This is a genomic window from Cupriavidus sp. 96C5-1, from assembly GCF_057798855.1.
Genome location: NZ_JBYOJU010000055.1, coordinates 16,881 through 40,125, shown reverse-complemented (window position 1 = coordinate 40,125; position 23,245 = coordinate 16,881). Strand labels below are relative to the sequence as shown.

Sequence of the window (23,245 nt, the reverse complement as noted above, 5' to 3'; positions counted from 1 at the left end):
CATGCATAAAGGATGGTCGCCCGCCAACGTAGCAGGCGCACACAGAATAAGGGCCCTTCGCAGGTCCTTTTTTCTGGCCTTGTGTCTGACTGCTGCCGCAGCGACCGCGCAGCCGCTGGACAATACGCTGGCCCGTCGCGATGCAACGGCCTGGCTCAACAAGATTCATCGCGCGGCCCAGCGCGAGAATTATGTCGGCACGCTGATCTATCAACGCGGCAGCGTGATGCATGCCTCGCGCATCCAGCATTACAGCGATCTCGTCAACAACGAGTACGAAAGGCTGGAAACCCTCGACGGGAAGCCGCGCGAGGTGCTGCGGCAGAATGACGTCGTCCACAGCCTGATTCCCGAAGCCAAGCTGGTGGTGGTGGAGAAGCAGGAAGCCAAGGATCGTTTCCCGGCCCTGCTGGCGACCAACAAGAGCGACGTGCTCGATATCTACGACATGCGCAAGCTTCCGGGCGAGCGCGTGGCGGGAGTCGAATGCGAGGTGTTCTCGCTCGATCCGCATGACGCGGCGCGCTATGCCGTGCGTCTCTGGGCCGAGAAGAATTCCGGCTTGCTGATGCGCGCCCAGACCCTGGGCGAAGGCGGCAAGGTGCTGGAGCAGGTCGCGTTCTCGCAGGTCGACATCGGTGTGCCGTCTGAAAAGCAGCGCATTCTCGCCGCCATCAAGAGTTCCAAATCCTGGAATCACTACGAGGTGACCAACCAGCCGGCCAATATTGCCGACGAAGGCTGGAGCATCGGGATTCCGGTCAAGGGCTTCCTGAAGATTCGCGAGGTCCGGCGTCCGCTTGGGGAACTGCGCGCGCCGCAGGCCAACCCGCGCGGGAACGTCTTCGAAGTGCTCCAGGTGGTCTATAGCGATGGCTTGACCGGCCTGTCTGTGTTTATCGAGCCGGTTTCCGAGCAGCGAGTGCGCCGCGAAGGCGTGGCTTCGCTTGGCGCCACCCAGGTGGTGGTGCGGCGCGTGGCCGATTTCTGGATCACCGTGGTAGGCGAGGTGCCCCCCGCCACAGTCAGGCAGTTTGCCTCGGCGGTAGAATACAAACCACCAAAGGCCCACTGAACCGGGTTGCGGCGATGACGGGTGGCGGGAAACCGCCACTCAGCCGTCGCAAATCCGCGACACTTGCCGCCTACGCTTTCTTCCTCTTTTCGCTGATCTCCCGGGAGTCGACGATGTCACCAAGATCTCCAGCCTTGGCTCGGACCGTGCTCATGGCTGCCATTCTCGCTTTTGCGCCGTTTGTCGCCGAGCTGAGCCATGCACAGGCGGCTGCGCCGTCCTACAACCTGCCCGATTTCGCCGATCTGGTCGAAAAGACCGGGCCGGCGGTCGTGAATATCCGCACCACCGAGCGCGTGCGCTCGCGCGGCGCTCCTGGCGCGGACGACGACGAAATGGCGGAATTCTTCCGCCGCTTCTTCGGTGTGCCCATGCCCGGCGCACCCACGCCTCCGGGCGGCCAGCGCCGCGGCCAGCCACAAGGCGAAGAACAGAGCCGTGGGGTGGGATCGGGTTTTGTCATCAGCCAGGATGGCTATGTGATGACTAATGCCCATGTGGTGGCCGATGCGGACACCATCTACGTGACGCTGCTCGACAAGCGCGAATTCAAGGCCAAGCTGATCGGTTCGGACAAGCGCACCGATGTGGCCCTGCTCAAGATCGATGCAACCGGCCTGCCCAAGCTGGCTATGGGCGATTCCGACAAGGTCCGCGCGGGCGAATGGGTGCTGGCCATCGGTTCGCCGTTCGGGCTGGACAACAGCGTGACCGCCGGCATCGTCTCGGCCAAGGGGCGCGATACGGGCGACTACCTGCCGTTCATCCAGACCGATGTGGCGGTGAATCCGGGCAATTCGGGCGGTCCGCTGATCAATCTGCGCGGCGAGGTGATCGGCATCAATTCGCAGATCTACAGCCGCAGCGGCGGCTATATGGGGATTTCCTTCGCCATTCCGATCGACGAAGCCATGCGGGTCACCGAGCAGCTCAAGGCGAACGGCAAGGTCACGCGCGGGCGTATCGCGGTGGCGATCGGCGATGTCACCAAGGAGGTCGCCGACTCGCTGGGCCTGGGCCGTGCCCGCGGCGCGCTGGTGGGCAGCGTCGAGCCCGGCGGCCCGGCCGAAAAGGCAGGGATCGAGGCTGGCGACATCATCCTCAAGTTCAACGGCCGCGACATCGAGAAGGCGTCCGACCTGCCGCGCATGGTGGGCGACATCAAGCCGGGTACGCGCGTGCCGCTACAGCTCTGGCGCAAAGGCGCGACGCGCGAGGTTTCCATCACGGTGGCCGAGCTCGATGCAGATGCCAAGATCAAGACGCGCGGAGGCAATTCGCCGCGCGACGACAGTAGCGCGCCCACGGCCAAGCCCAACGCACTAGGCCTGATCGTCAACGAGATTCCCGACGCGAAACTGAAGGAGCTCAAGATCAAGTCGGGGGTTGAGGTGGACCAGGTCGATGGCCCGGCGCAGCGTGCCGGCATTCGTCCGGGCGACATCATCCTGCGCCTGGGCGATAGCGACGTGACCAGTCCGCGCCAGTTCAACGAACTGGTCAAGGGGCTGGACAAGGGCCGGATCGCAGCCGTTTTTGTCCGGCGCGGCGATGCCACGCAGGTGCTGACCCTGAGGCCGGGCACGATGTCCTCCCGCTGAGCCGCGGCATCGCCATGAGCGAGCTCACACTGTATGGCAGGGCCTACTGCCATCTGTGCGAGGACATGAAAATCGCGCTGGAGCCGCTCCGGCGCGATTTTTCCTTTGTCCTGCATGAGGTGGACGTGGATGCCGACCCTGCGGCGGAAACCCGGTTCGGCGAACTGGTGCCCGTGCTGGCGGCGGGCGGCCCGGGTGGCTGCGGCGAGACGCTGTGCCACTACTTTCTCGACGAGAAGCGCGTGAGGGTGTGGTTGGGCGCACATGCGGGCCAGCAAGGGACCGAATAGGCAGGCGGACTGGCGAAAGTGCGCCCGATTGGGTGGCCGCAGCCCTGGCGCTTGATCCACGGCCTATTTCGCCATACGGAAGGCCTTGAAAATACGGTAAAATCGCGCTTTGGCGCAAAGTCTGCGCCACCAACCTGCGACCGGGAGCGGGGCGCGCCCGGCAGGGCGCCAGTTCCAGGTCGTTCATAATTGCTGCGCCGCCCGGCGTGCCCATGCGGGCACTTCGAGGCCCGAACTGGCGCACCCCTGAACATCAGATGGACCATATCCGCAACTTCTCGATCATCGCCCACATCGACCACGGCAAATCGACCCTGGCCGACCGCATCATCCAACTCTGCGGAGGCCTGTCCGATCGCGAGATGGAGGCGCAGGTGCTCGACTCGATGGATATCGAGAAGGAGCGCGGCATCACCATCAAGGCGCAGACCGCGGCGCTGAGCTACAAGGCGCGCGACGGCAAGATCTATAACCTCAATCTCATCGATACCCCGGGGCACGTCGACTTCAGCTATGAAGTAAGCCGCTCGCTGTCCGCCTGCGAAGGTGCGCTGCTGGTGGTCGACGCCTCGCAAGGCGTGGAAGCCCAGACCGTTGCCAACTGCTACACCGCGATCGAGCTCGGCGTGGAAGTGGTGCCGGTATTGAACAAGATCGATCTGCCGTCGGCCGATCCGGACAACGCGATCCGCGAGATCGAGGAAGTGATCGGCATCGACGCGCACGACGCCACGCCTTGCTCGGCCAAGACAGGCCTGGGCGTGCAGGATGTCATCGAGGCGATGATTGCCCGCGTGCCGCCGCCCAAGGGCGACCCCGATGCGCCGCTGCAGGCCCTGATCATCGACTCGTGGTTCGACAACTACGTCGGCGTGGTGATGCTGGTGCGCGTGGTCAACGGCACGCTCAAGCCCAAGGACAAGGTCCTGCTGATGGCCACCGGCTCGCAGCACCTGGTCGAACAGGTCGGCGTGTTCTCGCCCAAGTCGCTGCCGCGCGAGTCGTTGCAGGCGGGGCAGGTGGGCTTCGTTATCGCCGGCATCAAGGAATTGAAGGCCGCCAAGGTGGGCGACACCATCACCGTCATGGCGCGCAAGGCGGCCGAGCCGCTGCCGGGTTTCAAGGAAGTCAAGCCGCAGGTGTTCGCCGGCCTGTACCCGGTCGAAGCCAACCAGTACGAGGCGCTGCGCGAATCCCTGGAGAAGCTCAAGCTCAACGACGCATCGCTGCAGTACGAGCCTGAAGTGTCGCAGGCGCTCGGTTTCGGTTTCCGCTGCGGCTTCCTTGGCCTGCTGCACATGGAGATCGTGCAGGAACGCCTGGAGCGCGAGTTCGACATGGATCTCATCACCACCGCGCCGACGGTGGTGTACGAGGTCGATATGCGGGACAAGACCAAGCTGATCGTGGAAAACCCGGCCAAGATGCCGGACCCGAGCCGCATCGAGAACATTCTCGAGCCCATCGTCACCGTCAACCTGTACATGCCGCAGGACTACGTCGGCTCGGTGATGACGCTGTGCACGCAAAAGCGCGGCACGCAGATCAATATGAGCTATCACGGCAAGCAGGTGCAGCTCACGTACGAGATCCCCATGGCGGAAATCGTCATGGATTTCTTCGATCGCCTGAAGTCGGTTTCGCGCGGCTATGCCTCGATGGACTACGAGTTCAAGGAGTATCGTGCCGCCGACGTGGTCAAGGTGGACATCCTGATCAACGGTGACAAGGTCGACGCCCTGTCGGTGATCGTGCACCGCACCAACTCGCAGTACCGGGGCCGCGAAGTGGTATCCAAGATGCGCGAGATCATCCCGCGCCAGATGTACGACGTAGCCATCCAGGCTACGATCGGCGTCAATGTCATCGCCCGCGAGAACGTCAAGGCGCTGCGCAAGAACGTGCTGGCCAAGTGCTACGGCGGCGATATCTCGCGTAAGAAGAAGCTGCTCGAAAAGCAGAAGGCGGGCAAGAAACGCATGAAGCAGGTGGGTACGGTGGAAATTCCCCAGGAGGCGTTCCTGGCAATCCTGCAGGTAGGCGACAAGTAGGCCGGGAGGACCGTGCCGGATTGTCCGGCAGGCCCTTGCCGGTTGGCGCAGCGGACTCAAACAAAACATCACCAAAATCTAGCCGTCATGAATTTTGCACTGATACTTTTTGTGCTGGTCGTTATCACGGGCATTGCCTGGGTGGCCGACAAACTGGTGTTCGAGAAGCAGCGGCGGCTTTCCGCCCAGGCCGCACTGGCGCAGTTCGATGCGCGGCAGGCCGATCTCCAGGGGCGCTACGGCGCCGGCGAGATCGACACCTCGCGTAGCCGCCTGGCCGAGGAAAAGCTGCGCCAGCCCTGGTGGCTGGAGTATTCGGCAAGCTTCTTCCCGGTCATCCTGGCGGTGTTCGTCCTGCGTTCCTTCGTGGTCGAGCCGTTCAAGATTCCGTCCGGCTCGATGATCCCGACCTTGCTGATCGGCGACTTCATCCTGGTCAACAAGTACGACTATGGCATCAGGCTGCCGGTGCTGAACAAGAAGATCATCCCGGTGAGCGAACCGAAGCGTGGCGATGTGATGGTGTTCCGCTACCCGAAGGACGAGTCTCTCGACTACATCAAGCGCGTGATCGGCGTGCCGGGCGATGTGGTGAGCTACCAGAACAAGCGCCTGACCATCAACGGCAAGCCCGCGGAATACAGCGAGCAACCGGACTACCTGGACGAGGAACGGCTTTCCTATTCGAAGCACTTCCGCGAGAAGCTGCCCGAGGGGCCGGAACACGGCATCCTCAACGATGCCGACCGGCCGCCCTATGTGGCAGGCGCGGATCCGGATTTCCCGTTCCACGAAAACTGCACTTACAATCAGCAGGGGCTGACCTGCAAGGTGCCGCAAGGTCACTATTTCGTGATGGGCGACAACCGCGACAACAGCCTGGATTCAAGGTATTGGGGCTTCGTGCCCGATCAGAATATTGTCGGCCGGGCATTCCTGATCTGGATGAACCTCGGCAATATCGGACGCGTGGGGTCGTTCAAATAGAACCCCGCGGCGCGAATAACCACTCCAGTCAAGCGAGGGAAAGCGCAATATGGGTCAATCGGGTCAAAAGGTTAGGGTAGTCAGGGCACAGGCACGGCTGGCGGGACGGAACAGGCCGCGTGGTTTTTCCCTGGGCAGCCTGCTTGTCGTCATTCTGGTCGTCGGAGGCGTTGTGATCCCGGCGGTCAGGGCGATTCCAAGCCTGGTGGAGTATTTTTCGATCAAGCGCGCCGTCGGCTATGCGAAGCAGCAGGCATCCAACAAGCGCGAAGTGGCCGATTATTTCAACAAGCAGGCGCAGATTGACCGTATTACCGCCGTGCGCAGTGACGACCTGGATATCCAGGAGGATGACAATGGCACGATTCGCTCGGTGGGCTTTTCCTACCGCAACGAGGTGCCGCTATACGGCCCTCTGAGCCTTTTGATTACCTACTCGGGAACGCAGTACTGACATGAACCTCGACGCCTTGCAGCAACGCCTCGGCTACCGCTTCAGCAAGCCAGAATTGCTGCAGCAGGCGCTGACGCACCGCAGCCATAGTGCCATGCACAACGAACGCCTGGAGTTCCTGGGCGATTCGGTGCTGAACTGCGCCGTGGCCGATATGCTGTATGGCATGTTCAGCAAGCTCGACGAAGGCGATCTGTCCCGCGTGCGCGCGAACCTGGTCAAGCAGCAGGCGCTGTATGAGATCGCACAGATGCTGCAGCTGTCCGAGTCGCTGCGCCTGGGCGAGGGCGAACTGAAGAGCGGCGGTTTCCGCCGTCCTTCGATTCTCGCCGACGCGCTGGAAGCGATCGTCGGCGCCGTCTTCCTCGATGCCGGCTTCGAGGGTGCGCGCACCCTGATCCGCAAGCTCTACATCCCCATCCTGGAGCAGGTGGACCCGCGCACGCTTGGCAAGGATGCCAAGACGCTCCTGCAGGAGTACCTGCAAGGCCACAAGATCGCCTTGCCGCAATATAACGTGATCGCCACACATGGCGCCGCGCATAACCAGCAGTTTGAAGTCGAGTGCACCGTGCCTAAACTGGAAGTGCGGGTGTTCGGAACCGGCGCGTCGCGCCGTGCCGCCGAGCAGGCCGCCGCCAAGCTGGCACTCGACGAGGTGCAAAAGCTCGTGCCCCAGTTGCTCAAGCGCAGCCGGGCCGAGCGCACCGGCAAGACGCGCAAGCAACCGGTGCCGCCCGATCCCCAGTTGTCTCTCAGGTTGAAGGAATGACCGAATCTAACGATCCGCGGCAAGAAGCCGCGGATACCCCTTCTGCGGCATTCCGCTGCGGCACCGTGGCCATTGTCGGGCGTCCCAACGTCGGCAAGTCCACGCTGATGAATGCGCTGGTTGGCCAGAAGATCAGCATCACCTCCCGCAAGGCGCAGACCACGCGCCATCGCATCGTCGGCATCCAGACCACCGATGACGCCCAGTATGTGTTCGTCGATACGCCGGGATTCCAGACGCGCCATGCCAGCGCGCTGAACCGCTCGCTCAACCGTGCCGTCACCTCGACCCTGTCGAGCGTGGATCTGGTGCTGTTCGTGGTGGAGGCGGGCTACTATGGCGCCGACGACGAGAAGGTGCTGTCGCTGCTGCCGAAGAAGGTGCCGGTGCTGCTGGTCACCAACAAGCTCGATCGCCTTGGCGCGGACCGCGCCGAGGTGATGATGCCCTTCCTGGAAAAAATGGGGCACCAGTTCCAGTTCGCGGAAGTGGTGCCGATGTCGGCCAAGACCCACGACCACATCGACCGCCTGCTGGGCATCATCCGGCCTTATCTGCCGGAAGGCGAGCCGATGTACGATGCCGACTCCATGACCGATCGCAGCGAGCGCTTCCTGGCTTCCGAGATCATCCGCGAGAAGGTGTTCCGCTGGACCGGTGACGAGTTGCCGTACACCAGCACGGTCATCATCGACAAGTTCGAGACCGAAGGCCGGCTGCGCCGCGTGTTTGCCACCATCCTGGTCGAACGTGACGGGCACAAGGCCATGATCATCGGCCACAAGGGTGCCAAGCTCAAGACCATTTCCACCGAAGCCCGCATCGATATGGAGAAGCTGTTCGATGGCAAGGTCTACCTGGAGATGTTTATCAAGGTGAAGAGCGGCTGGGCCGACAACGAAGCTGGATTGCGCGCCTACGGCTATGAATGACAGAGCGGGCGGGCCTGCCCTGAAGGCCCGCCGCATTGATCCGGTAGTGGAAGAAGCAGCCGAACTGCTGGACAGCCGCGCCGTGCCCGGCATGGAGGTGGCCGAGCAGCGCGCGATGATGGATCGCGCGCTGCGCATCGTGCCGGCGCGCACCGAGTTGCGTGTGGCCAACCAGCCCGGCTTCGTGCTGCATGCCTGGCCCTATCGCGAAACCAGCCTGATCCTCGACGTGTTCACGCGCGATCATGGCCGCGTGGCCATGGTGGCCAAGGGCGCCAAGCGCCCGCATTCGGCGCTGCGCCCGGTGCTGCAGCATTTCCAGCCGATCTCCCTGTCATGGAGCGGACGCGGCGAGGTCAAGACGCTGACGCGCGCGGAGTGGGTCGGCGGCCTGTTGCCGCTGGCGAGCGATGCCTTGCTCTCCGGTTTCTATCTCAACGAATTGCTGCTGCGTTTCTGCGCCCGCGAAGACGCCCACGTTGCCTTGTTCCGCCAGTACATGGCCACGCTGACGCGGCTCGCGCATGGCGAACAGGCCGGACTGGTGCTGCGTGGCTTCGAGCGCGTGCTGCTGCAGGAAACCGGCTTTGCGGTCGCTTTCGATCAATGCGCCAACTCCGGCGAGACGGTCGAGCCGGGGCTGGACTATGTCTACCAGCCCGAGCGCGGCGTGCGCCGCGCGCAGGCCAGCGATCCGTCGTCGTGGCCGGTGGTGTCCGGGCAGACGCTGCTCGACATGTCGCAGGACGACTATCGCCGGACACAAACTGTCACGCAAAGTCGTGCCCTGATGCGCTTCCTGCTGCATTATTATCTGCAAGGCGCGCCGCTGAAGACGCGCCAGATCCTGATCGACCTGCAATATCTCTGAGCCTTCGAGCCCCTTTCGCATGATTTTCCACGCGCATCCCGGCGTCATCGACCTTGGCGTCAACATCGACCACGTGGCCACGCTGCGCAATGCGCGCGGCACGGTCTATCCCGATCCGATCCAGGCCGCGCTGCAGGCCGAGCAGGCCGGCGCCGACCTGATCACGCTGCATCTGCGCGAGGACCGCAGGCATATCCGCGACGCCGATGTGCGCGCCCTGCGCCCGCTGCTGGCCACGCGCATGAACCTGGAGTGCGCCATCACCCAGGAAATGCTCGACATCGCCTGCGAGATCCGCCCGCAGGATGTCTGCCTGGTGCCCGAGCGGCGCGAGGAAGTCACCACCGAAGGTGGCCTGGATGTGGCGGGGCGCTTCGAGCAGGTGAAGGCAGCCTGTGGCCAGCTTGCCGGCGCAGGCATCCGCGTTTCGCTGTTTATCGATGCGCAGGCCGAGCAGATCGAAGCCGCCGCCGCCTGCGGCGCGCCGGTGGTGGAACTGCACACCGGGCGCTATGCCGACGCACATACCGAGGCCGGGCAGGCTACCGAGTTGCGCCGCGTGGCCGAAGGCGTCGACACCGGCGTGCGGCTCGGCCTGGTGGTCAATGCCGGCCATGGGCTGCACTACACGAATGTGCAGCCCGTCGCCGCGCTGCATGGCATCAAGGAACTGAATATCGGTCACGCCGTTGTCGCGCACGCGGTCTTTGTCGGCTGGCAGAACGCCGTGCGCGAGATGAAGGCCATCATGGTGGCGGCGCGGCTCGGCACCACCTATCCGCGTCCGGGCGCTGCAGCGTGATCTACGGCATCGGCACCGACATCATCCAGATCGACCGCGTGCAGGGCGTGATGGAACGCACGCAGGGCCGCTTTGCCGAGAAGGTGCTCGGTCCCCAGGAACTCCAGAAATACCACGCGCGCAAGGCGCGCTCCGAGAAGCGCGGCCTCGCCTTCCTCGCCACGCGTTTTGCCGCCAAGGAGGCCTTCTCGAAGGCGGTCGGGCTGGGCATGCGCTGGCCGATGACATGGCGCGCGATGGAACTGCTGAATCTGCCCTCCGGCGAGCCGTATCCGCATTGCCATGGCGAACTGGACGCCTGGCTGCGGGAACGCGGTGTGACGGTGCGGGTCAGTGTCAGCGACGAACACGATTATGCGGTCGCCTTTGCGATCGCCGAGCTTGGCGGCGCCGATGTGCGCGCCGGCCTGCCGCTCGCCCCCCAGCCTAGCGAAGATTTGAAATGATCAAGAAGATTTCCGGTAAACGGCCGGGTCCGGTAGTACTCGACGTCAAAGGCAAGCACCTCGATGCGGACGATGTCCGCCGCATTTCCCATCCGCTCACCGGCGGCGTGATCCTGTTCGCGCGCAACTTCGAGTCGCGCGCGCAACTGCAGGCACTCACCCACGAAATCCGCGCCGTGCGCGAGGACGTGCTGATCTGCATCGATCACGAGGGCGGCCGGGTGCAGCGCTGCAAGACCGATGGCTTCACGCATCTGCCGGCCATGGCGCGGCTGGGCGAGCTGTGGGAGCGCGATGTGCTGGCGGCGACCAAGGCCGCGGTGAGCTGCGGCTATGTCCTGGCGGCCGAACTGCGCGCTTGCGATATCGACCTGAGCTTCACCCCGGTGCTGGACCTGGACTACGGCCTCAGCGCCGTGATCGGCGACCGCGCCTTCCATGCCGATCCGCGCGTGGTGACGATGCTGGCCAATCACCTGACCCACGGCCTGCTGCTGGCCGGCATGGCGAACTGCGGCAAGCATTTCCCCGGACATGGCTTCGTTGCCGCGGATTCACACGTGGCGGTGCCGGTCGACGAACGCGGGCTGGACGAGATCCTGGCCCAGGACGCGCGGCCCTACGATTGGATGGGCATGGCGCTGACGTCGGTGATGCCGGCGCATGTGATCTACCCGAAGGTGGACCCGCACCCCGCCGGTTTCTCGCGCTTCTGGCTGCAGGACATCCTGCGCACCCAGCTCGGCTTCGAAGGCGTGATTTTCAGCGATGACCTGAGCATGGAGGGCGCGAGCGTGGCCGGCACCGTGACCGAGGCGGCGCGTGCCGCCCTGGGCGCAGGTTGCGACATGGTGCTGATCTGCAATCACCCGGAGCGCGCCGACCAGTTGCTGGGCGAACTGGACGTTGCCATCGGCAAGGCGTCGCAACGCCGCATCCGCCGCCTGTTCGGGCGCCGCAAGCCGCTGGAGTGGAACAAGCTGATGCAGGAGCCGGAGTACGCCGCGGCGCTGCGCGTGCTCAAGGCGCATGACCTGATAGCCTGAAACCTGAAGGGCGGGGTGGTCCGGCATACGGGAAATACAAAAGGGCAGCCGAAGCTGCCCTTTTCCCGCTGCGCCATCCGCTGGGGATGGCGGCGAACAAGCTGCGCTTAGTTGGCGCGGCTGCGGTATTCGCCGGTACGGGTGTCGATTTCGATCTTGTCGCCGATATTGCAGAACAGCGGCACTTGCAGTTCGAAGCCGGTGTTGATCTTGGCGCCCTTGAGCACCTTGCCCGACGAGGTGTCGCCCTTGACGGCCGGTTCGGTGTAGATGATCTCGCGGACCAGGGTGGTCGGCATATCAACCGAGATGGCCTTGTCGTTGTAGAACACCACTTCGACGTTCATGCCGTCTTCGAGGTAGTTCAGCGAGTCGCCCATGCTGTCCTGCTCGACTTCGTACTGGTTGAAGTCGGTGTCCATGAACACGTACATCGGGTCGGCGAAGTACGAGTAGGTGCATTCGCGGCGCTCCAGCATCACGACTTCGAACTTGTCGTCAGCCTTGAAGACGGATTCGCCCGGGGCTTCCGTCAGCAGGTTCTTGTACTTCATCTTGACCACGGCGGAGTTGCGGCCCGACTTGTTGTACTCAGCCTTCTGCACGACCATCGGGTCGGTGCCGATCATGAACACGTTGCCGACGCGGAGTTCTTGTGCGGTTTTCATCTGAACTGTTTTCCTGAAAAAGAATGTCTCGGAATTCGGTGTGGCGAAGGCGCGCTGCCGGCATATGGCGCAAAATGCAGCCATGCGCGCGGCCCATGCCCCTTATGCTCAGGCTTATAAAGCCCAGGTTCAAGCCCAGGGTTAAAGCTCAGATGCCGCGCTGTTTGCGCCGCGGCCCATGCCGCGGACAACCGTTTGCGCAGCTACCCCCGTCTTCCGGACCCGGTCGCCATCAAATCAACCCATTATTTTACCTGATTTTCGCAAAAGGCCGCCAGATTTGCCGCCAGGTCGCCCAGGTGCTGCAGGCTGCGCTGCCACTGCTCGGCGGCGTCTGCCAATGTGGCCAGATGTACGCGCAATGCCGGCCATTCGGGTGATTCATTGCCCCCATTCCAGCTGTGCCAGAAACTGGTAAGTGCATTTTCCGCCTCTGTTTGTCCTGTTCGTTCCAGCCGCTGGCGGAAAAGGGCTAGAAAGGCATCGAGCTTGATCCGGTGCGCGTCGTCGGATTGGGGATAGATATGCCAGACGAAGGGACGCCCGGCCCACTGCGCGCGTACGAACGAATCTTCGCCCCGCACGAAATTGAGATCGCACAGCCAGAGCAGTTCGTCGTAGTGCTCCTGGCGCACGAAGGGCACCACCTGCAGGGTCAGGTTGCCGCTCGAGAACGAGTTGCCAGGCTCGCAGCCGGTGGCGCCAGCCCATGTGCTTGCCTGCCGCGCGGCAAGGCCTGCCGGGACCAGGCACTGCACCGGTTCCGGCCCATCCCGCCATTGCGCCAGCAGGGCGGGCAGGGCATCGTTGAGATAGGCGAACAGACTGACTTTCAGGGCACCTCCGACAGGCTGGAAGCCCAGCCGGTGCCAGAGTGCGGCCTGGGCCGCGGGGCTGGAGCGGAAGTGCTCGCGTTGCGCACCCAGCATCGTCTCGCGCAGCAGCCCGCCGGTGCCCGGCTCGAAGCCGGGGAAGAAGAAATGCTTGAGCAGTGGCAGGCGCGGATGGGGCGAGGTCATACCGTGATGCTCCCTGACCCACGGCTCCGCGCTCAGGTACTCGAGGTTGATCCAGAGAGGCTTTGGCTCGCGTATGGCCATGGCGTCGAGGAAGGGCTCCGGCAGGTCGCAGGCGAAGGACTCGATCACGACGTCGTGCGGCGTGATACCCGCGAAGCGCCTGGCGCTTTCCTGCGCACTTTCCTGGTCCGTGCGCTGCCATGGGCGGATCGTCACGCCGGCCAGCTCCTGCTGGGCTGCGCCGGTATCGAGACCGGGCGCAAGGCGCGCAAAGCTGGGGAAATCGTCCACCCACAGGCGCACGGCGTGGCCATGCTCCTGCGCCAGTTGCCGCGCCAGGCGCCAGCAGACGCCGATATCGCCGAAATTGTCGATGACGGTGCAGAAGATGTCCCAGGAACGGATGGCGCGATCGGAGTGGGCGGGCATGGTGGCGCGAGTCGACAAGGAATTGCTCTAAACTTGCGATTTTAGAGCCTGTTGCGAAGTGGCCCCGTCGGCCACGCGCGTCGCGGGCCATCTCACGGTCAATTCGCTACCGATGTCCCAGCAGGAACCAGAACCCCACGATCAAGACACGCGGGCCGCCGCCGAGCCCGAAGCACTGCCTGGCCAGGCGGGCGAGGCATTGTCCGAGACGCCGTTCGACGCCAAGGCGGTGATTGCGCAATTGCCCGGCCTGCCCGGCGTCTACCGCTACTTCGATGCGAACGGCAATGTCCTTTACGTGGGCAAGGCGCGCGACCTGAAGAAGCGTGTCTCGAGCTATTTCAGCAAGACGCTGCTATCGCCGCGCATCGCGATGATGGTTGCCAAGATCGTGCGCATCGACACCACCGTCGTGCGCACCGAGGCCGAGGCGCTGCTGCTGGAGAACAACCTGATCAAGGCGCTGGCGCCGCGCTATAACATCCTGTTCCGTGACGACAAGTCGTATCCGTTCGTCAAGCTGACCGGTCACCGCTTCCCGCGCATGGCCTATTACCGGGGCGCCACCGATCGCAAGCACCAGTACTTCGGGCCGTTCCCGAGCGCGCACGCCGTGCGCGAAAGCATGCAGATCCTGCAGCGGGTGTTCCAGTTGCGCACCTGCGAGGACACCGTCTTCGCCAACCGCACGCGGCCGTGCCTGCTGCACCAGATCCATCGCTGCACCGGTCCTTGCGTGGGCGCCATCAGTGAGGCGGACTACGCGCGCGACGTGGGCAACGCGGCGCGCTTCCTGCAGGGCCGCCAGAGCGAGGTGCTCGAAGGCTTGCAGGCGAAGATGGAGGAGCATGCGGGCCGGCTCGAATTCGAGCAGGCCGCGGCCGTGCGCGACCAGATCGGCGCGCTGTCCACCGTGCTCAAGCGGCAGGCGGTGGAAGAGGTGGGCCAGTCCAGCGATATCGACGTCCTGGCGGTGGCGGTGGAGGGCGGCCGCGCCTGCGTCAACCTGGCGATGGTGCGCGGCGGCCGGCACCTGGGCGACAAGGCCTATTTCCCCGCGCACGTCGAAGAAGGGGCGATGATCGTCGGGGGCGACGATGACGAGGCCGGTGTGAGCGAAGTGGTGGAGGCCGGAGTGGCGGGCGAAAGCGAAGGACAGGGCGCGGTGACGGCTGCCGCGCCGGCCGGGATACCGGTCGAACGCATTGCCGCCGAGGTCTTGTCCGCCTTCCTGGCCCAGCACTACCTGGACCAGGCGGTGCCGCCAATCCTGGTGGTCAGTCACGTGCCTCCCGATACCGCGTTGCTGCAGGCGCTTTCGACGCAGGCGGGACGCAAGGTCACGCTGGTCCGTCAGCCGCAAGGGCAGCGCCGCGCCTGGCTCGAAATGGCCCAGCAGGGCGCGGCGCTGGCGCTGTCGCGGCGCCTCGCCGAGCAGGGCAGCCAGCAAGCCCGCACGCGCGCGCTGGCCGAAACCATCGGCATCGATATGGAGGACCTGGCGCTGCTGCGGGTCGAGTGCTTCGACATCAGCCATACCGCCGGCGAGGCAACGCAGGCTTCGTGCGTGGTCTTCCACCATCACGAGATGCAGAACGCCGAATACCGCCGCTACAACATCCAGGACATCACGCCTGGCGACGACTACGCGGCCATGCGCCAGGTGCTCACGCGGCGCTACCAGAAACTGGTGGAATTGCTGGAGCAGGCGCAGGAGGCGGGTCCCGATGGCGTGCAGGGCGGTGCGTCCGGCGCGCTGGCGCAGATGCCGACTGTGGTCCTGATCGATGGCGGCAAGGGGCAGGTGGAGGTGGCGCGCCAGGTGTTCGAGGAACTCGGCCTGGATATCGGCCTGCTGGTCGGCGTGGCCAAGGGCGAGGGCCGCAAGGTCGGGCTGGAAACCCTGGTGTTCGCCGATGGCCGTCCGTCACTTGAGTTGGGGCAGGGCAGCGCAGCCTTGATGCTGGTCGCGCAAATCCGCGACGAGGCGCACCGCTTCGCCATCACCGGCATGCGCGCGCGCCGCGCCAAGACACGTACCACCTCGCGGCTGGAGGAGATCGAGGGAGTCGGGGCCCGCCGTCGCCAGAAGCTGCTGACGCGCTTCGGCGGCTTGCGCGGCGTGATGGCTGCCAGCATCGACGAGCTGGCCAGCGTCGACGGCATCTCTCATGCGCTGGCCGAGGAAATCTATCGGCAGCTGCATTGACCAGGGCGGCGGATCGGGCCAATTCCGCAGGCTGCGTGGCGGGAAATGCTCGGTCCCGGTTGAAATAGGCGACAATCTCGGGGTTGCCCATTGCCGTTGACTCGCTCCGAGCCCCCATGCCGCTGAATATACCGATCCTGCTGACCTGGCTTCGTGTCGCCATGATTCCCCTCGTGGTGGGTGTGTACTACCTGCCGGAGGCCTGGCTGCCAATGCATGCCAAGAACATGACGGCGGCCGGTTTCTTCATTATTGCGGCGGTCACCGACTGGCTGGATGGCTTCCTGGCCAGGCGCTGGAACCAGACTTCGTCGTTCGGTGCTTTTCTCGATCCGGTGGCCGACAAGCTGATGGTGGCTGCGGCGCTGCTGTCCCTGCTGGCGCTCGGCCGGGTGGCCGACCTGATCGCGCTGGTGATCATCGGGCGCGAGATCACTATCTCGGCGCTGCGCGAGTGGATGGCGCAGATCGGCGCTTCCAAGAGCGTGGCGGTGAATTTCCTCGGCAAGCTAAAGACCACGTTCCAGATGATCGCGATACCGCTGCTGCTCTTCAACGACAGCCTGTTCGGTATCGTCGACGCATCGGTGCTGGGCGCATGGCTGATTTATGTGGCGGCAGTGCTGACCCTGTGGTCCATGTTCTATTACATGAAGCTGGCGTGGCCGCAGATTCGCGAGCGCAGTGGCATGAGCGCGGAGGCCACCGCACAAAAATGAGAATTTGATGAAAAAGATGCTTGACGAACGGGGTGCTGGTTTGCAATAATCCTGTTCTCGCTTCTGACGAAACAAACCGAACGAAGCGAAAAGCAGCAGAAACGCAGCGAGTTGTCGGCAGTATCGATGCAGAAGTTGCGTTTTAAGCAAGAAGTTGGAAGGATCCTGCGGGAGTAGCTCAGTTGGTAGAGCGCAACCTTGCCAAGGTTGAGGTCGCGAGTTCGAGCCTCGTCTCCCGCTCCAGGTTTCCGCTGTATCCGGAAAATGTCGGCCTGTGCCGTATGCTTCCGGGGTAGCTCGAAGAGTAGTGAAGTCGTTCAGGTGGTAAATGCGGGAGTAGCTCAGTTGGTAGAGCGCAACCTTGCCAAGGTTGAGGTCGCGAGTTCGAGCCTCGTCTCCCGCTCCAGTCCCAAAGGGAAGCAGCGCTTCCCTTTTTGTTTGTGATGGTAGTGCGCAGGCGCGGCCCGGGCAGGGTCAGGCGAATGCGGCTACAATCCAGCAGCAAGTCACCCGGCGGGGTGGCAGAGTGGTCATGCAGCGGCCTGCAAAGCCGTGTACGCCGGTTCGATTCCGACCCCCGCCTCCAGGATATTCAAGCACTTAGCGCTACCCTAACCGGTGGCGCTTTTTGCTTTCTGGCTCAAGTCACCAACGTATGCCCGTCCCCATGGAGCCAGCCTCCATGATCACGTATTGCGTACGTTCCTTGCAGGTGGCTTCCACACGGTAGTCGGGCGGCAGCTTGAGCAGGCAACGCGGGCCCGTAGCCTGGATCGCCGCCAGTACCTTGTCATGCCGCCGCAGGCGTACATCCACTTCCGACAAGAACGTGCCATCCGGCCCTTCGGTAAAGATCACGCCGAGGTTGTACTGCCGTTCGAGGCGTAAGACCAGGCAAGTGCCGCCATCGGAGGTATCCGCCAGAAGTCCCACGGATTTGTGGCTTGGCACACGGTTCAAGCTTTCGTCTGCGCGCATTCAGCCTCATGACCGATGGTGGTCTCAACGTCCGGGCGGGTGCGGCGATGGCGCGATCGCGGTCAGGCGCGGCTTGCAAGGCGAATGGGTTGAGCCCGGGATTTCGCCGAAACAAGCGGATCGTCTTCTAAATTTAGGATTACTCCTAATATCATCGCCTATTTCCCGTTTTCTCCTGATTTTGCTTCAGCTTTTTCGCGGGCTGCCGTAAAGGCGTAGGAGGGGGCTGTTCAAAAGACGGCTCGCCGGATCCGGAGATGTTGCAAGCGCGCTTCCAAAGCAGATTTGTCTGGGCTTGCGGGTGATGGGGCAACTGGTGCGCCAGCCGCCCGCAAGCGTCATTCCATCATCCCTCTTTGCAGGAGTGGCGCGCCCGTGCGCGCCGAGAATGCGCAATGAATATCACCCAACGCTTACTGGTCACCTTGTCGCTGGCCTTGTTCGCCATGCTTGCCGCCGGCATCGGCGGTATCTGGCAACTGCGCGAGTCGCAGGGGCGCTTTACCTACTTCAATGAAAACACGCTGGTCAGTGTGCGCTCGCTGAGCGACCTGCGGGCCATCGTCAATGGCATGCCTGCGTCGCTCCATGCTTACGCCATGTCGGCGGAAGCGAGTGGGCGTGCGCAAGCCGTGGCAGAACTGGCGAAGGCCGACCAGGATTTTGACAGCATCGCTGCCGCCTATGCGCGCAGCGATATTTCCGACGAAACCGATGCCAGGATGCTTGAAGCCGACCTTGCCATCATGAAGCGCTTTCGTGCGGAACGGGAGCGCTTCATGGAACTGCTCGCGGCCGGCGATGTCGGGGCAGCGCGGGGCATGCTGACGGGTGGCGCGCTGCCGGCGGCGCTTACCGCTCTGCGCGCCGCCATCAACGAGCACGTCGCCTATAACGCCGGGCTGGGTGAGCAAGTGGTCGGCAGCAACCAAAAGGCGTATGAACTGGCGCTGACCCTGGTTTCTGTGATCATTGCCGCAGCCTTACTCGCCAGCGGTGCGATGGGCTACTCGCTCTATCGCCGCATCCATGGCAGCCTGGCGGACATCGAGGAGACGCTGCACTATGTCAGCGATTCGCTGGACCTGGACCGTCGTGCCTCGGTGCAACACAAGGATGAGATCGGGCGCACGGCGATGGCGTTCAACCAGTTGATCGAGCGGGTCGCATCAGCGCTGCGCGAAGTGCGCCTGTCGACCGATTCAGTGAGCACTGCGGCGCATCAGATAGCGGCGGGCAATTCGGATCTGTCGTCGCGCACCGAGCAGCAGGCGGCGTCGCTCGAGCAGTCGGCCGCCAGCCTGGAGGAACTGACCGCGACGGTGCGGCAGAATGCCGACAACGCACGGCGGGCCAGTGGCCTGGCGGACAGTGCAGCGGATGTGGCGAAGCACGGCAGCACGGCGGTACAGCAGATGGTGGATACCATGGGCGCAATCAACGTCAGTTCCACGCGGATCGCGGAAATTACCAACCTGATCGAAGGCATCGCGTTCCAGACCAATATCCTGGCGCTCAATGCCGCCGTGGAGGCGGCGCGTGCCGGGGAGCAGGGTCGTGGCTTCGCGGTGGTGGCCGGCGAAGTGCGCAGCCTGGCGCAGCGCTCGTCCAGCGCCGCCAAGGAGATCAAGGATCTGATCGACACATCAGTCGATACCGTGCGCACGGGCTCGGCACAGGCTGAAGATGCCGGACGAACCATGAGCGAGATCCAGCAGGCCGTGAAGAAAGTGTCCGATATCATCAGCGAGATCGCCGCGGCCTCCAGGGAGCAGAGTACGGGGATCGAGCAGGTCAACCAGGCTGTGGGGCAAATGGACCAGGTTACCCAGCAGAACGCCGCGTTGGTGGAGCAGGCGGCCGCCGCTGCGCAGTCGCTGGACGAACAGGCTCACAAGCTACGCGATACGGTGGCGACTTTCCGCGTGACCGTGAACTAGCGCGCCGGTGCCGTCCGCCCGGGCGCCCGTGCATGGCGATCGCGCGTAATGGCTTGCGGTGCCGGTCCCCGCTGCAGGCGAACGCCGCCCGATGACTCCGAAGCGCTATGAGCGGGCATATCCTCCTTCGATTCCTCGCATTGCCGCAGCGGCGATCGTGTTACATTCCATAGCGTAGTCTTCGCGGGGCGTTCAGGATGCATCTGGCCTGAACGGCGTGCCATCGTCGTCCGAACGGACCGGCGGCCCGCTGAAGCCCCTGCGCTGCTGCAAGACTCCCGTTCCCGTTTTCCCTGAATCAGTGCGGCTCCCTTGGTCCCTGCCCGGCGTTTCACGCTGCTACGGGGGCTGTGCTTCGTGTCCCCGTTGCAGCTGTGTTTGGGGGCGGGCGGGGTTATCCAGTCAACGCCATCATGGCCACCCACGAGGAACCCTGCACGCATGCATCACGCTACCCCGCTTATCAGCACCATTGTCGGCGGTCTTGTCCTGGCCTTCATTCTGGGTGCGCTGGCCAACCGGCTCAAGCTGCCCCCGCTGATCGGCTACCTGTGCGCGGGCATCGTGGTCGGCCCGCACACGCCTGGCTACACCGCGGATCAGGCGCTGGCGCCCGAACTGGCGGAGCTCGGGGTGATTCTCCTGATGTTCGGGGTCGGCCTGCATTTCTCGCTCAAGGACCTGATGGCGGTGAAGAAGATCGCCATCCCCGGCGCGGTGGTGCAGATCGCCATTGCTACCGTGCTGGGCATGGGCGTGGCCTGGGGCTTTGGGTGGGAGTGGGGGCCTGGCCTGGTTTATGGGCTTGCACTCTCGGTGGCGAGCACGGTGGTGCTGCTGAAGGCTTTGCAAGAGCGCAATCTGGTGGAGTCGCCGCAGGGGCGGATCGCGGTGGGCTGGCTGATCGTGGAGGACCTGGCGATGGTGCTGACGCTGGTTCTGTTGCCGGCGCTCGCGGGTTTGCTTGCGCCGGCCGGGGAGGCCGGTTCGGGGGCCGCCTCGGCCAGTTCGGGCGATATCCTGCTGACCGTGCTATCCACCCTGGGCAAGGTGGCCGCCTTCGTTGCCGTGATGCTGGTGATCGGCCGGCGCTTCATTCCGTGGATGCTGGAGCGCATCGTCTGGACCGGCAGCCGCGAGCTGTTCCGGCTGGCGGTGCTGGCCACGGCACTGGGCGTGGCCTTTGGTGCCTATTCCCTGTTCGGCGTGTCCTTTGCGCTCGGCGCCTTCTTTGCTGGCATGGTCCTGGCGGAATCCGAATTCAGCCATCGCGCGGCCGAGGAATCGCTGCCGCTGCGCGATGCATTCGCGGTGTTGTTCTTCGTTTCGGTCGGGATGCTGTTCAATCCCATGGTGCTGATCACCGATCCCTGGGGTGTGCTGGCTACGCTGTTCATCATCGTGGTGGGCAAATCGGTTGCGGCCCTCTGCATCGTGCGGGCGTTCGGGCATTCCACCCGTACCGGCATGACCATCGCCGTCAGCCTGGCGCAGATCGGCGAGTTCTCCTTCATTCTTGCCGGTCTCGGCGTCTACCTCAAGATTCTGCCGGAGCGTGGCCAGGCCCTGATCCTGGCCGGTGCGCTGCTGTCCATCGTGCTGAATCCGCTGCTGTTCTACATGCTTGACCGCTACACCGCCAAGCAGGAGGGCGAGGGCGAGGGCGATCCGCAGCCGGCTTGAGTGCCGGCAGCCCGTCGCAGCGGCTCAGCGGCCGGCCGCCGCCACGGCCTCGCGCCGCAGATACTCGGTAAAGGCCAGCAGGCCCTGCGTGGGATACTTGTCCTGGTGGACCACGAGCTGCAGCGGCCTGACCACCTCGGGCAGGCCCTCGCGCAGCGCCACCAGCGTGCCACGCTGCAATTCGTCTTCCACGACCTGCAGCGAGAGGCAGCTCACGCCGAAGCCGCTCATCACGGCGCGCTTGATCGCTTCGGTATTGCCGAGTTCCAGCGCAAAGCGCAACTCCCCCAGGAGCGGCGCCAGGCGTTGTTCGATGATTTCCCGCGTGCCCGAGCCGGGCTCGCGCACGACCCAGTCGGCATCCCGCAGGGCGGCGAGGTCGCCGGGCATCCTGGCGAGGGGATGGGCTGGGCCCACCACCACCACCATGACATCGTCGCGCCAGTGCGCGCTGCGCAGGTCGCGCTCGTGGCAAGTGCCCTCGATCAGACCGATATCGGCCTCGAACTGCAGCAGCGCCTGCAGAACGTCACGCGTGTTGCCGATGCGCATGTCGAGTGCGCAAGAGCCGTTTTGCGCGTTGCGAAATCCCGCTAGCAGGCCCGGCAGGATATAGCTACCGATGGTATTGCTGGCGGCAATGCGCAGTTGCACGCCGGGCTGGACGGTGAAGCGCTCGAGTTCATGTGCCTGATCCAGCAGCGAAAGCGCACGCGGAAAAAACAGCCTGCCGGTCTCGTTGATGCTCAGCCGGCGCGCGACCCGGTCGAACAGGGCACCGCCCAGCGCGCCCTCGAGATCCGCCAGCGCGGCGCTGACCGCGGATTGCGACATTGCCAGTGCGTCGGCGGCGGCGACGGTGCTGCCATGCTGCGCGACCGCGACGAAGACGGAGAGCTGGCGCAAGGTCAGGCGAAGGGGGCGCTGGGTCATATCTGTATTTCAGGTAATGTATAGCGATATTACCTGTTTTACAGGTTTTCGCCTGCTCAGTACCCTCGGGACATGATCAACATACGCCCCGAAGCCGCCAGGCCGCAGGGGCAGGACCCTTGCCATGTCATCCACTCCGTCGTCCCCAGCCGTCAGTCTCGGCATCGCGCCGCCCTCCTGGTCCACCCGGCTCCTGACGCTGGTGCCGCTGGGTTTTATCGCCTGGCTGGCCATGGTCTTCTCGGCGCACCCGGCCATCGCCAAGCTTGGCATGAGCGCGCTGACGCTGGCGATGTTTGCCGGCATGGTTGCGGGCAACACCTTGCCCCAGCGCTGGCTGACCCCGCTGGGGCCGGGCATGCAGCTGGCTCGCCAGCAGTTGCTTCGGCTCGGCGTGGCGCTGTATGGCCTGCGCCTGACCTTCGGCGCCATCATCGACCTCGGTCCGGCTGGCGTGCTGGTGCCGCTGGTCATGCTGGTATCGACAATGCTGGTGGGGATCTGGATCGGCTCCTCGCTGCTGGGGCTGACACGCCGCGAAGCCATCCTGGTCAGCGCGGGCAGCGCGGTTTGCGGTGCCGCCGCGGCCATCGCGGTGGCCTCTGTGGTGCGCACGGATGACCGCCAGACCGCGGTTGCGGTGGCCACCGTGGTCCTGTTCGGCACGGCGGGGATGCTGCTCTATCCGTATCTCTTCGAGCTGGCGACACAGCATTTGCACTGGGCAGTCAGCGAGCGCGTGTTCGGCATCTACACCGGCGCGACGCTGCATGAAGTGGCGCAGGTGATAGCGGCCGGCAAGATGGTCAGCGATGCCACTGCGGATGCCGCTGTGGTGACCAAGATGGTGCGTGTGCTGGCGCTGGGTCCCCTGCTGCTGGTACTGGCGCTGTGGCCGAAGGGGGGCGCGGAAGGCCAGAAGAGCAGCGCAGAGCGGCCATGGGGGGCCATCCTGAAAGCGGTGCCGTGGTTCGCGGTGGGTTTCGTGGCGGTGATGGCGGTGCATTCTGCCGGCCTTGTGCCGCAGGAGTGGAAGCCCTCGCTGCTGGCCTTCGACAACTGGTTGCTGGCCTGCGCGATGCTGGCTATCGGGCTGCATACCCGGATCGGCACTTTGCTGCGCGCCGGGCGCAAGCCGCTGCTGCTGGCTGGGCTGTTGTTCTTGTTCCTGATGGTCAGCGGCGCGCTGCTGTGCGCGGCGGTGGCCTGAGCCCGCGCCCTGGTGCGCTGGCGGCGGCCAGGCCCGGGTGCACAGAGGGGAAGTGACTTGGGGGCATGGTCCAGAACATGGGCCGTGCCATCGGCGATGGCTGCAACCCTCTGACCGGGAAGGGCGTACC

Annotated in this window: 21 protein-coding genes and 3 tRNA genes; 20 read left to right on the top strand and 4 right to left on the bottom strand. The window is 64.2% G+C overall.

Features of this window, described 5'->3' with window-relative positions; translation table 11 throughout:
- Position 1: 1 nt before the first annotated feature.
- The 12 genes from AC3FOF_RS38565 (at position 2) to nagZ (ending at position 11,327) form a co-directional block, all read left to right on the top strand.
- Entirely contained in the window at positions 2-1,075 is a 1,074-nt protein-coding gene (locus AC3FOF_RS38565; protein ID WP_035815106.1) for a MucB/RseB C-terminal domain-containing protein, read from the top strand.
- Positions 1,076-1,227: 152 nt separating this feature from the next.
- A complete protein-coding gene (locus AC3FOF_RS38560) occupies positions 1,228-2,676 on the top strand; it encodes a DegQ family serine endoprotease (protein WP_017229340.1) in 1,449 nt (482 codons plus the stop codon).
- A gap of 14 nt (positions 2,677-2,690) precedes the next feature.
- Positions 2,691-2,966: a glutaredoxin family protein gene (locus AC3FOF_RS38555; protein ID WP_017229341.1), complete on the top strand. Its 276-nt coding sequence runs from the start codon at positions 2,691-2,693 to the stop codon at positions 2,964-2,966.
- Positions 2,967-3,223: 257 nt separating this feature from the next.
- On the top strand, positions 3,224-5,017 hold the full coding sequence (gene lepA, locus AC3FOF_RS38550) for a translation elongation factor 4 (protein WP_276266133.1): 1,794 nt from the start codon (positions 3,224-3,226) through the stop codon (positions 5,015-5,017).
- Positions 5,018-5,104: 87 nt separating this feature from the next.
- Positions 5,105-6,004 (top strand): signal peptidase I, encoded by a 900-nt coding sequence (gene lepB / locus AC3FOF_RS38545; protein ID WP_017229343.1) that lies wholly within the window; start codon positions 5,105-5,107, stop codon positions 6,002-6,004.
- Between the two features lie 49 nt (positions 6,005-6,053).
- Positions 6,054-6,458 carry a DUF4845 domain-containing protein gene (locus AC3FOF_RS38540; protein ID WP_051078562.1) on the top strand — a complete coding sequence of 135 codons (405 nt, stop codon included), beginning with the start codon at positions 6,054-6,056 and terminating at the stop codon, positions 6,456-6,458.
- Position 6,459: 1 nt separating this feature from the next.
- On the top strand, positions 6,460-7,230 hold the full coding sequence (gene rnc, locus AC3FOF_RS38535) for a ribonuclease III (RefSeq protein WP_017229345.1): 771 nt from the start codon (positions 6,460-6,462) through the stop codon (positions 7,228-7,230).
- Entirely contained in the window at positions 7,227-8,162 is a 936-nt protein-coding gene (era, locus tag AC3FOF_RS38530) for a GTPase Era (protein ID WP_488729611.1), read from the top strand. The genes rnc and era overlap by 4 nt, the downstream gene beginning before the upstream one ends.
- A complete protein-coding gene (gene recO / locus AC3FOF_RS38525) occupies positions 8,155-9,033 on the top strand; it encodes a DNA repair protein RecO (protein WP_017229347.1) in 879 nt (292 codons plus the stop codon). Before era ends, recO begins: the two co-directional genes overlap by 8 nt.
- A 19-nt stretch (positions 9,034-9,052) precedes the next feature.
- Positions 9,053-9,835 carry a pyridoxine 5'-phosphate synthase gene (gene pdxJ, locus AC3FOF_RS38520; protein ID WP_017229348.1) on the top strand — a complete coding sequence of 261 codons (783 nt, stop codon included), beginning with the start codon at positions 9,053-9,055 and terminating at the stop codon, positions 9,833-9,835.
- Positions 9,832-10,281: a holo-ACP synthase gene (acpS, locus tag AC3FOF_RS38515; RefSeq protein WP_488729610.1), complete on the top strand. Its 450-nt coding sequence runs from the start codon at positions 9,832-9,834 to the stop codon at positions 10,279-10,281. Before pdxJ ends, acpS begins: the two co-directional genes overlap by 4 nt.
- Positions 10,278-11,327: a beta-N-acetylhexosaminidase gene (nagZ, locus tag AC3FOF_RS38510; RefSeq protein ID WP_276266136.1), complete on the top strand. Its 1,050-nt coding sequence runs from the start codon at positions 10,278-10,280 to the stop codon at positions 11,325-11,327. Before acpS ends, nagZ begins: the two co-directional genes overlap by 4 nt.
- Before the next feature lie 107 nt (positions 11,328-11,434).
- Here the strand turns inward: nagZ and efp are convergent, their stop codons facing one another.
- Both efp and earP read right to left on the bottom strand, forming a co-directional pair.
- Positions 11,435-11,995, bottom strand: coding sequence for an elongation factor P (efp, locus tag AC3FOF_RS38505; RefSeq protein WP_017229351.1), 561 nt, complete (start codon positions 11,993-11,995; stop codon positions 11,435-11,437).
- 245 nt (positions 11,996-12,240) lie between these two features.
- Positions 12,241-13,443: an elongation factor P maturation arginine rhamnosyltransferase EarP gene (earP, locus tag AC3FOF_RS38500; protein ID WP_488729617.1), complete on the bottom strand. Its 1,203-nt coding sequence runs from the start codon at positions 13,441-13,443 to the stop codon at positions 12,241-12,243.
- A 112-nt stretch (positions 13,444-13,555) separates the two neighbouring features.
- Here earP and uvrC point away from each other — a divergent pair, with 112 nt between their 5' ends.
- The 5 genes from uvrC (at position 13,556) to AC3FOF_RS38475 (ending at position 16,957) form a co-directional block, all read left to right on the top strand.
- The gene (uvrC, locus tag AC3FOF_RS38495; RefSeq protein WP_488729609.1) at positions 13,556-15,652 is read left to right on the top strand and encodes an excinuclease ABC subunit UvrC; all 2,097 of its coding nucleotides are present in this window, start codon (positions 13,556-13,558) and stop codon (positions 15,650-15,652) included.
- A 116-nt stretch (positions 15,653-15,768) separates the two neighbouring features.
- Entirely contained in the window at positions 15,769-16,371 is a 603-nt protein-coding gene (gene pgsA, locus AC3FOF_RS38490; RefSeq protein ID WP_276266138.1) for a CDP-diacylglycerol--glycerol-3-phosphate 3-phosphatidyltransferase, read from the top strand.
- Between the two features lie 167 nt (positions 16,372-16,538).
- Positions 16,539-16,614 (top strand) — tRNA-Gly (locus AC3FOF_RS38485).
- 87 nt (positions 16,615-16,701) lie between these two features.
- Positions 16,702-16,777, top strand: a tRNA-Gly gene (locus AC3FOF_RS38480).
- Positions 16,778-16,883: 106 nt separating this feature from the next.
- A tRNA-Cys gene (locus tag AC3FOF_RS38475) sits at positions 16,884-16,957 on the top strand.
- A 59-nt stretch (positions 16,958-17,016) separates the two neighbouring features.
- Here the strand turns inward: AC3FOF_RS38475 and AC3FOF_RS38470 are convergent.
- On the bottom strand, positions 17,017-17,349 hold the full coding sequence (locus AC3FOF_RS38470; RefSeq protein WP_488729608.1) for a hypothetical protein: 333 nt from the start codon (positions 17,347-17,349) through the stop codon (positions 17,017-17,019).
- A 395-nt stretch (positions 17,350-17,744) separates the two neighbouring features.
- Here AC3FOF_RS38470 and AC3FOF_RS38465 point away from each other — a divergent pair, with 395 nt between their 5' ends.
- The gene (locus AC3FOF_RS38465) at positions 17,745-19,289 is read left to right on the top strand and encodes a methyl-accepting chemotaxis protein (RefSeq protein WP_488729607.1); all 1,545 of its coding nucleotides are present in this window, start codon (positions 17,745-17,747) and stop codon (positions 19,287-19,289) included.
- Positions 19,290-19,730: 441 nt separating this feature from the next.
- Positions 19,731-20,972, top strand: coding sequence for a cation:proton antiporter domain-containing protein (locus AC3FOF_RS38460; RefSeq protein ID WP_488729606.1), 1,242 nt, complete (start codon positions 19,731-19,733; stop codon positions 20,970-20,972).
- Between the two features lie 24 nt (positions 20,973-20,996).
- Here AC3FOF_RS38460 and AC3FOF_RS38455 read toward each other — a convergent pair whose 3' ends face one another.
- Positions 20,997-21,905 (bottom strand): LysR family transcriptional regulator, encoded by a 909-nt coding sequence (locus AC3FOF_RS38455; RefSeq protein WP_276266141.1) that lies wholly within the window; start codon positions 21,903-21,905, stop codon positions 20,997-20,999.
- Positions 21,906-22,029: 124 nt separating this feature from the next.
- Here AC3FOF_RS38455 and AC3FOF_RS38450 point away from each other — a divergent pair, with 124 nt between their 5' ends.
- A complete protein-coding gene (locus AC3FOF_RS38450; RefSeq protein ID WP_017229359.1) occupies positions 22,030-23,115 on the top strand; it encodes a putative sulfate exporter family transporter in 1,086 nt (361 codons plus the stop codon).
- Positions 23,116-23,245: the final 130 nt, after the last annotated feature.

Bases quoted from the DNA above. Each gene is read 5' to 3' on its own strand.
- recO (WP_017229347.1), top strand. From the start codon at position 8,155: ATGAATGACAGAGCGGGCGGGCCTGCCCTGAAGGCCCGCCGCATTGAT.
- AC3FOF_RS38540 (WP_051078562.1), top strand. From the start codon at position 6,054: ATGGGTCAATCGGGTCAAAAGGTTAGGGTAGTCAGGGCACAGGCACGG.
- AC3FOF_RS38555 (WP_017229341.1), top strand. From the start codon at position 2,691: ATGAGCGAGCTCACACTGTATGGCAGGGCCTACTGCCATCTGTGCGAG.
- rnc (WP_017229345.1), top strand. From the start codon at position 6,460: ATGAACCTCGACGCCTTGCAGCAACGCCTCGGCTACCGCTTCAGCAAG.
- lepA (WP_276266133.1), top strand. From the start codon at position 3,224: ATGGACCATATCCGCAACTTCTCGATCATCGCCCACATCGACCACGGC.
- pgsA (WP_276266138.1), top strand. From the start codon at position 15,769: ATGCCGCTGAATATACCGATCCTGCTGACCTGGCTTCGTGTCGCCATG.
- AC3FOF_RS38560 (WP_017229340.1), top strand. From the start codon at position 1,228: ATGGCTGCCATTCTCGCTTTTGCGCCGTTTGTCGCCGAGCTGAGCCAT.
- efp (WP_017229351.1), bottom strand. From the start codon at position 11,995: ATGAAAACCGCACAAGAACTCCGCGTCGGCAACGTGTTCATGATCGGC.
- era (WP_488729611.1), top strand. From the start codon at position 7,227: ATGACCGAATCTAACGATCCGCGGCAAGAAGCCGCGGATACCCCTTCT.
- nagZ (WP_276266136.1), top strand. From the start codon at position 10,278: ATGATCAAGAAGATTTCCGGTAAACGGCCGGGTCCGGTAGTACTCGAC.
- uvrC (WP_488729609.1), top strand. From the start codon at position 13,556: ATGTCCCAGCAGGAACCAGAACCCCACGATCAAGACACGCGGGCCGCC.
- AC3FOF_RS38470 (WP_488729608.1), bottom strand. From the start codon at position 17,349: ATGCGCGCAGACGAAAGCTTGAACCGTGTGCCAAGCCACAAATCCGTG.
- pdxJ (WP_017229348.1), top strand. From the start codon at position 9,053: ATGATTTTCCACGCGCATCCCGGCGTCATCGACCTTGGCGTCAACATC.
- AC3FOF_RS38465 (WP_488729607.1), top strand. From the start codon at position 17,745: ATGAATATCACCCAACGCTTACTGGTCACCTTGTCGCTGGCCTTGTTC.
- lepB (WP_017229343.1), top strand. From the start codon at position 5,105: ATGAATTTTGCACTGATACTTTTTGTGCTGGTCGTTATCACGGGCATT.
- AC3FOF_RS38460 (WP_488729606.1), top strand. From the start codon at position 19,731: ATGCATCACGCTACCCCGCTTATCAGCACCATTGTCGGCGGTCTTGTC.
- AC3FOF_RS38450 (WP_017229359.1), top strand. From the start codon at position 22,030: ATGTCATCCACTCCGTCGTCCCCAGCCGTCAGTCTCGGCATCGCGCCG.
- earP (WP_488729617.1), bottom strand. From the start codon at position 13,443: ATGCCCGCCCACTCCGATCGCGCCATCCGTTCCTGGGACATCTTCTGC.
- AC3FOF_RS38565 (WP_035815106.1), top strand. From the start codon at position 2: ATGCATAAAGGATGGTCGCCCGCCAACGTAGCAGGCGCACACAGAATA.
- AC3FOF_RS38455 (WP_276266141.1), bottom strand. From the start codon at position 21,905: ATGACCCAGCGCCCCCTTCGCCTGACCTTGCGCCAGCTCTCCGTCTTC.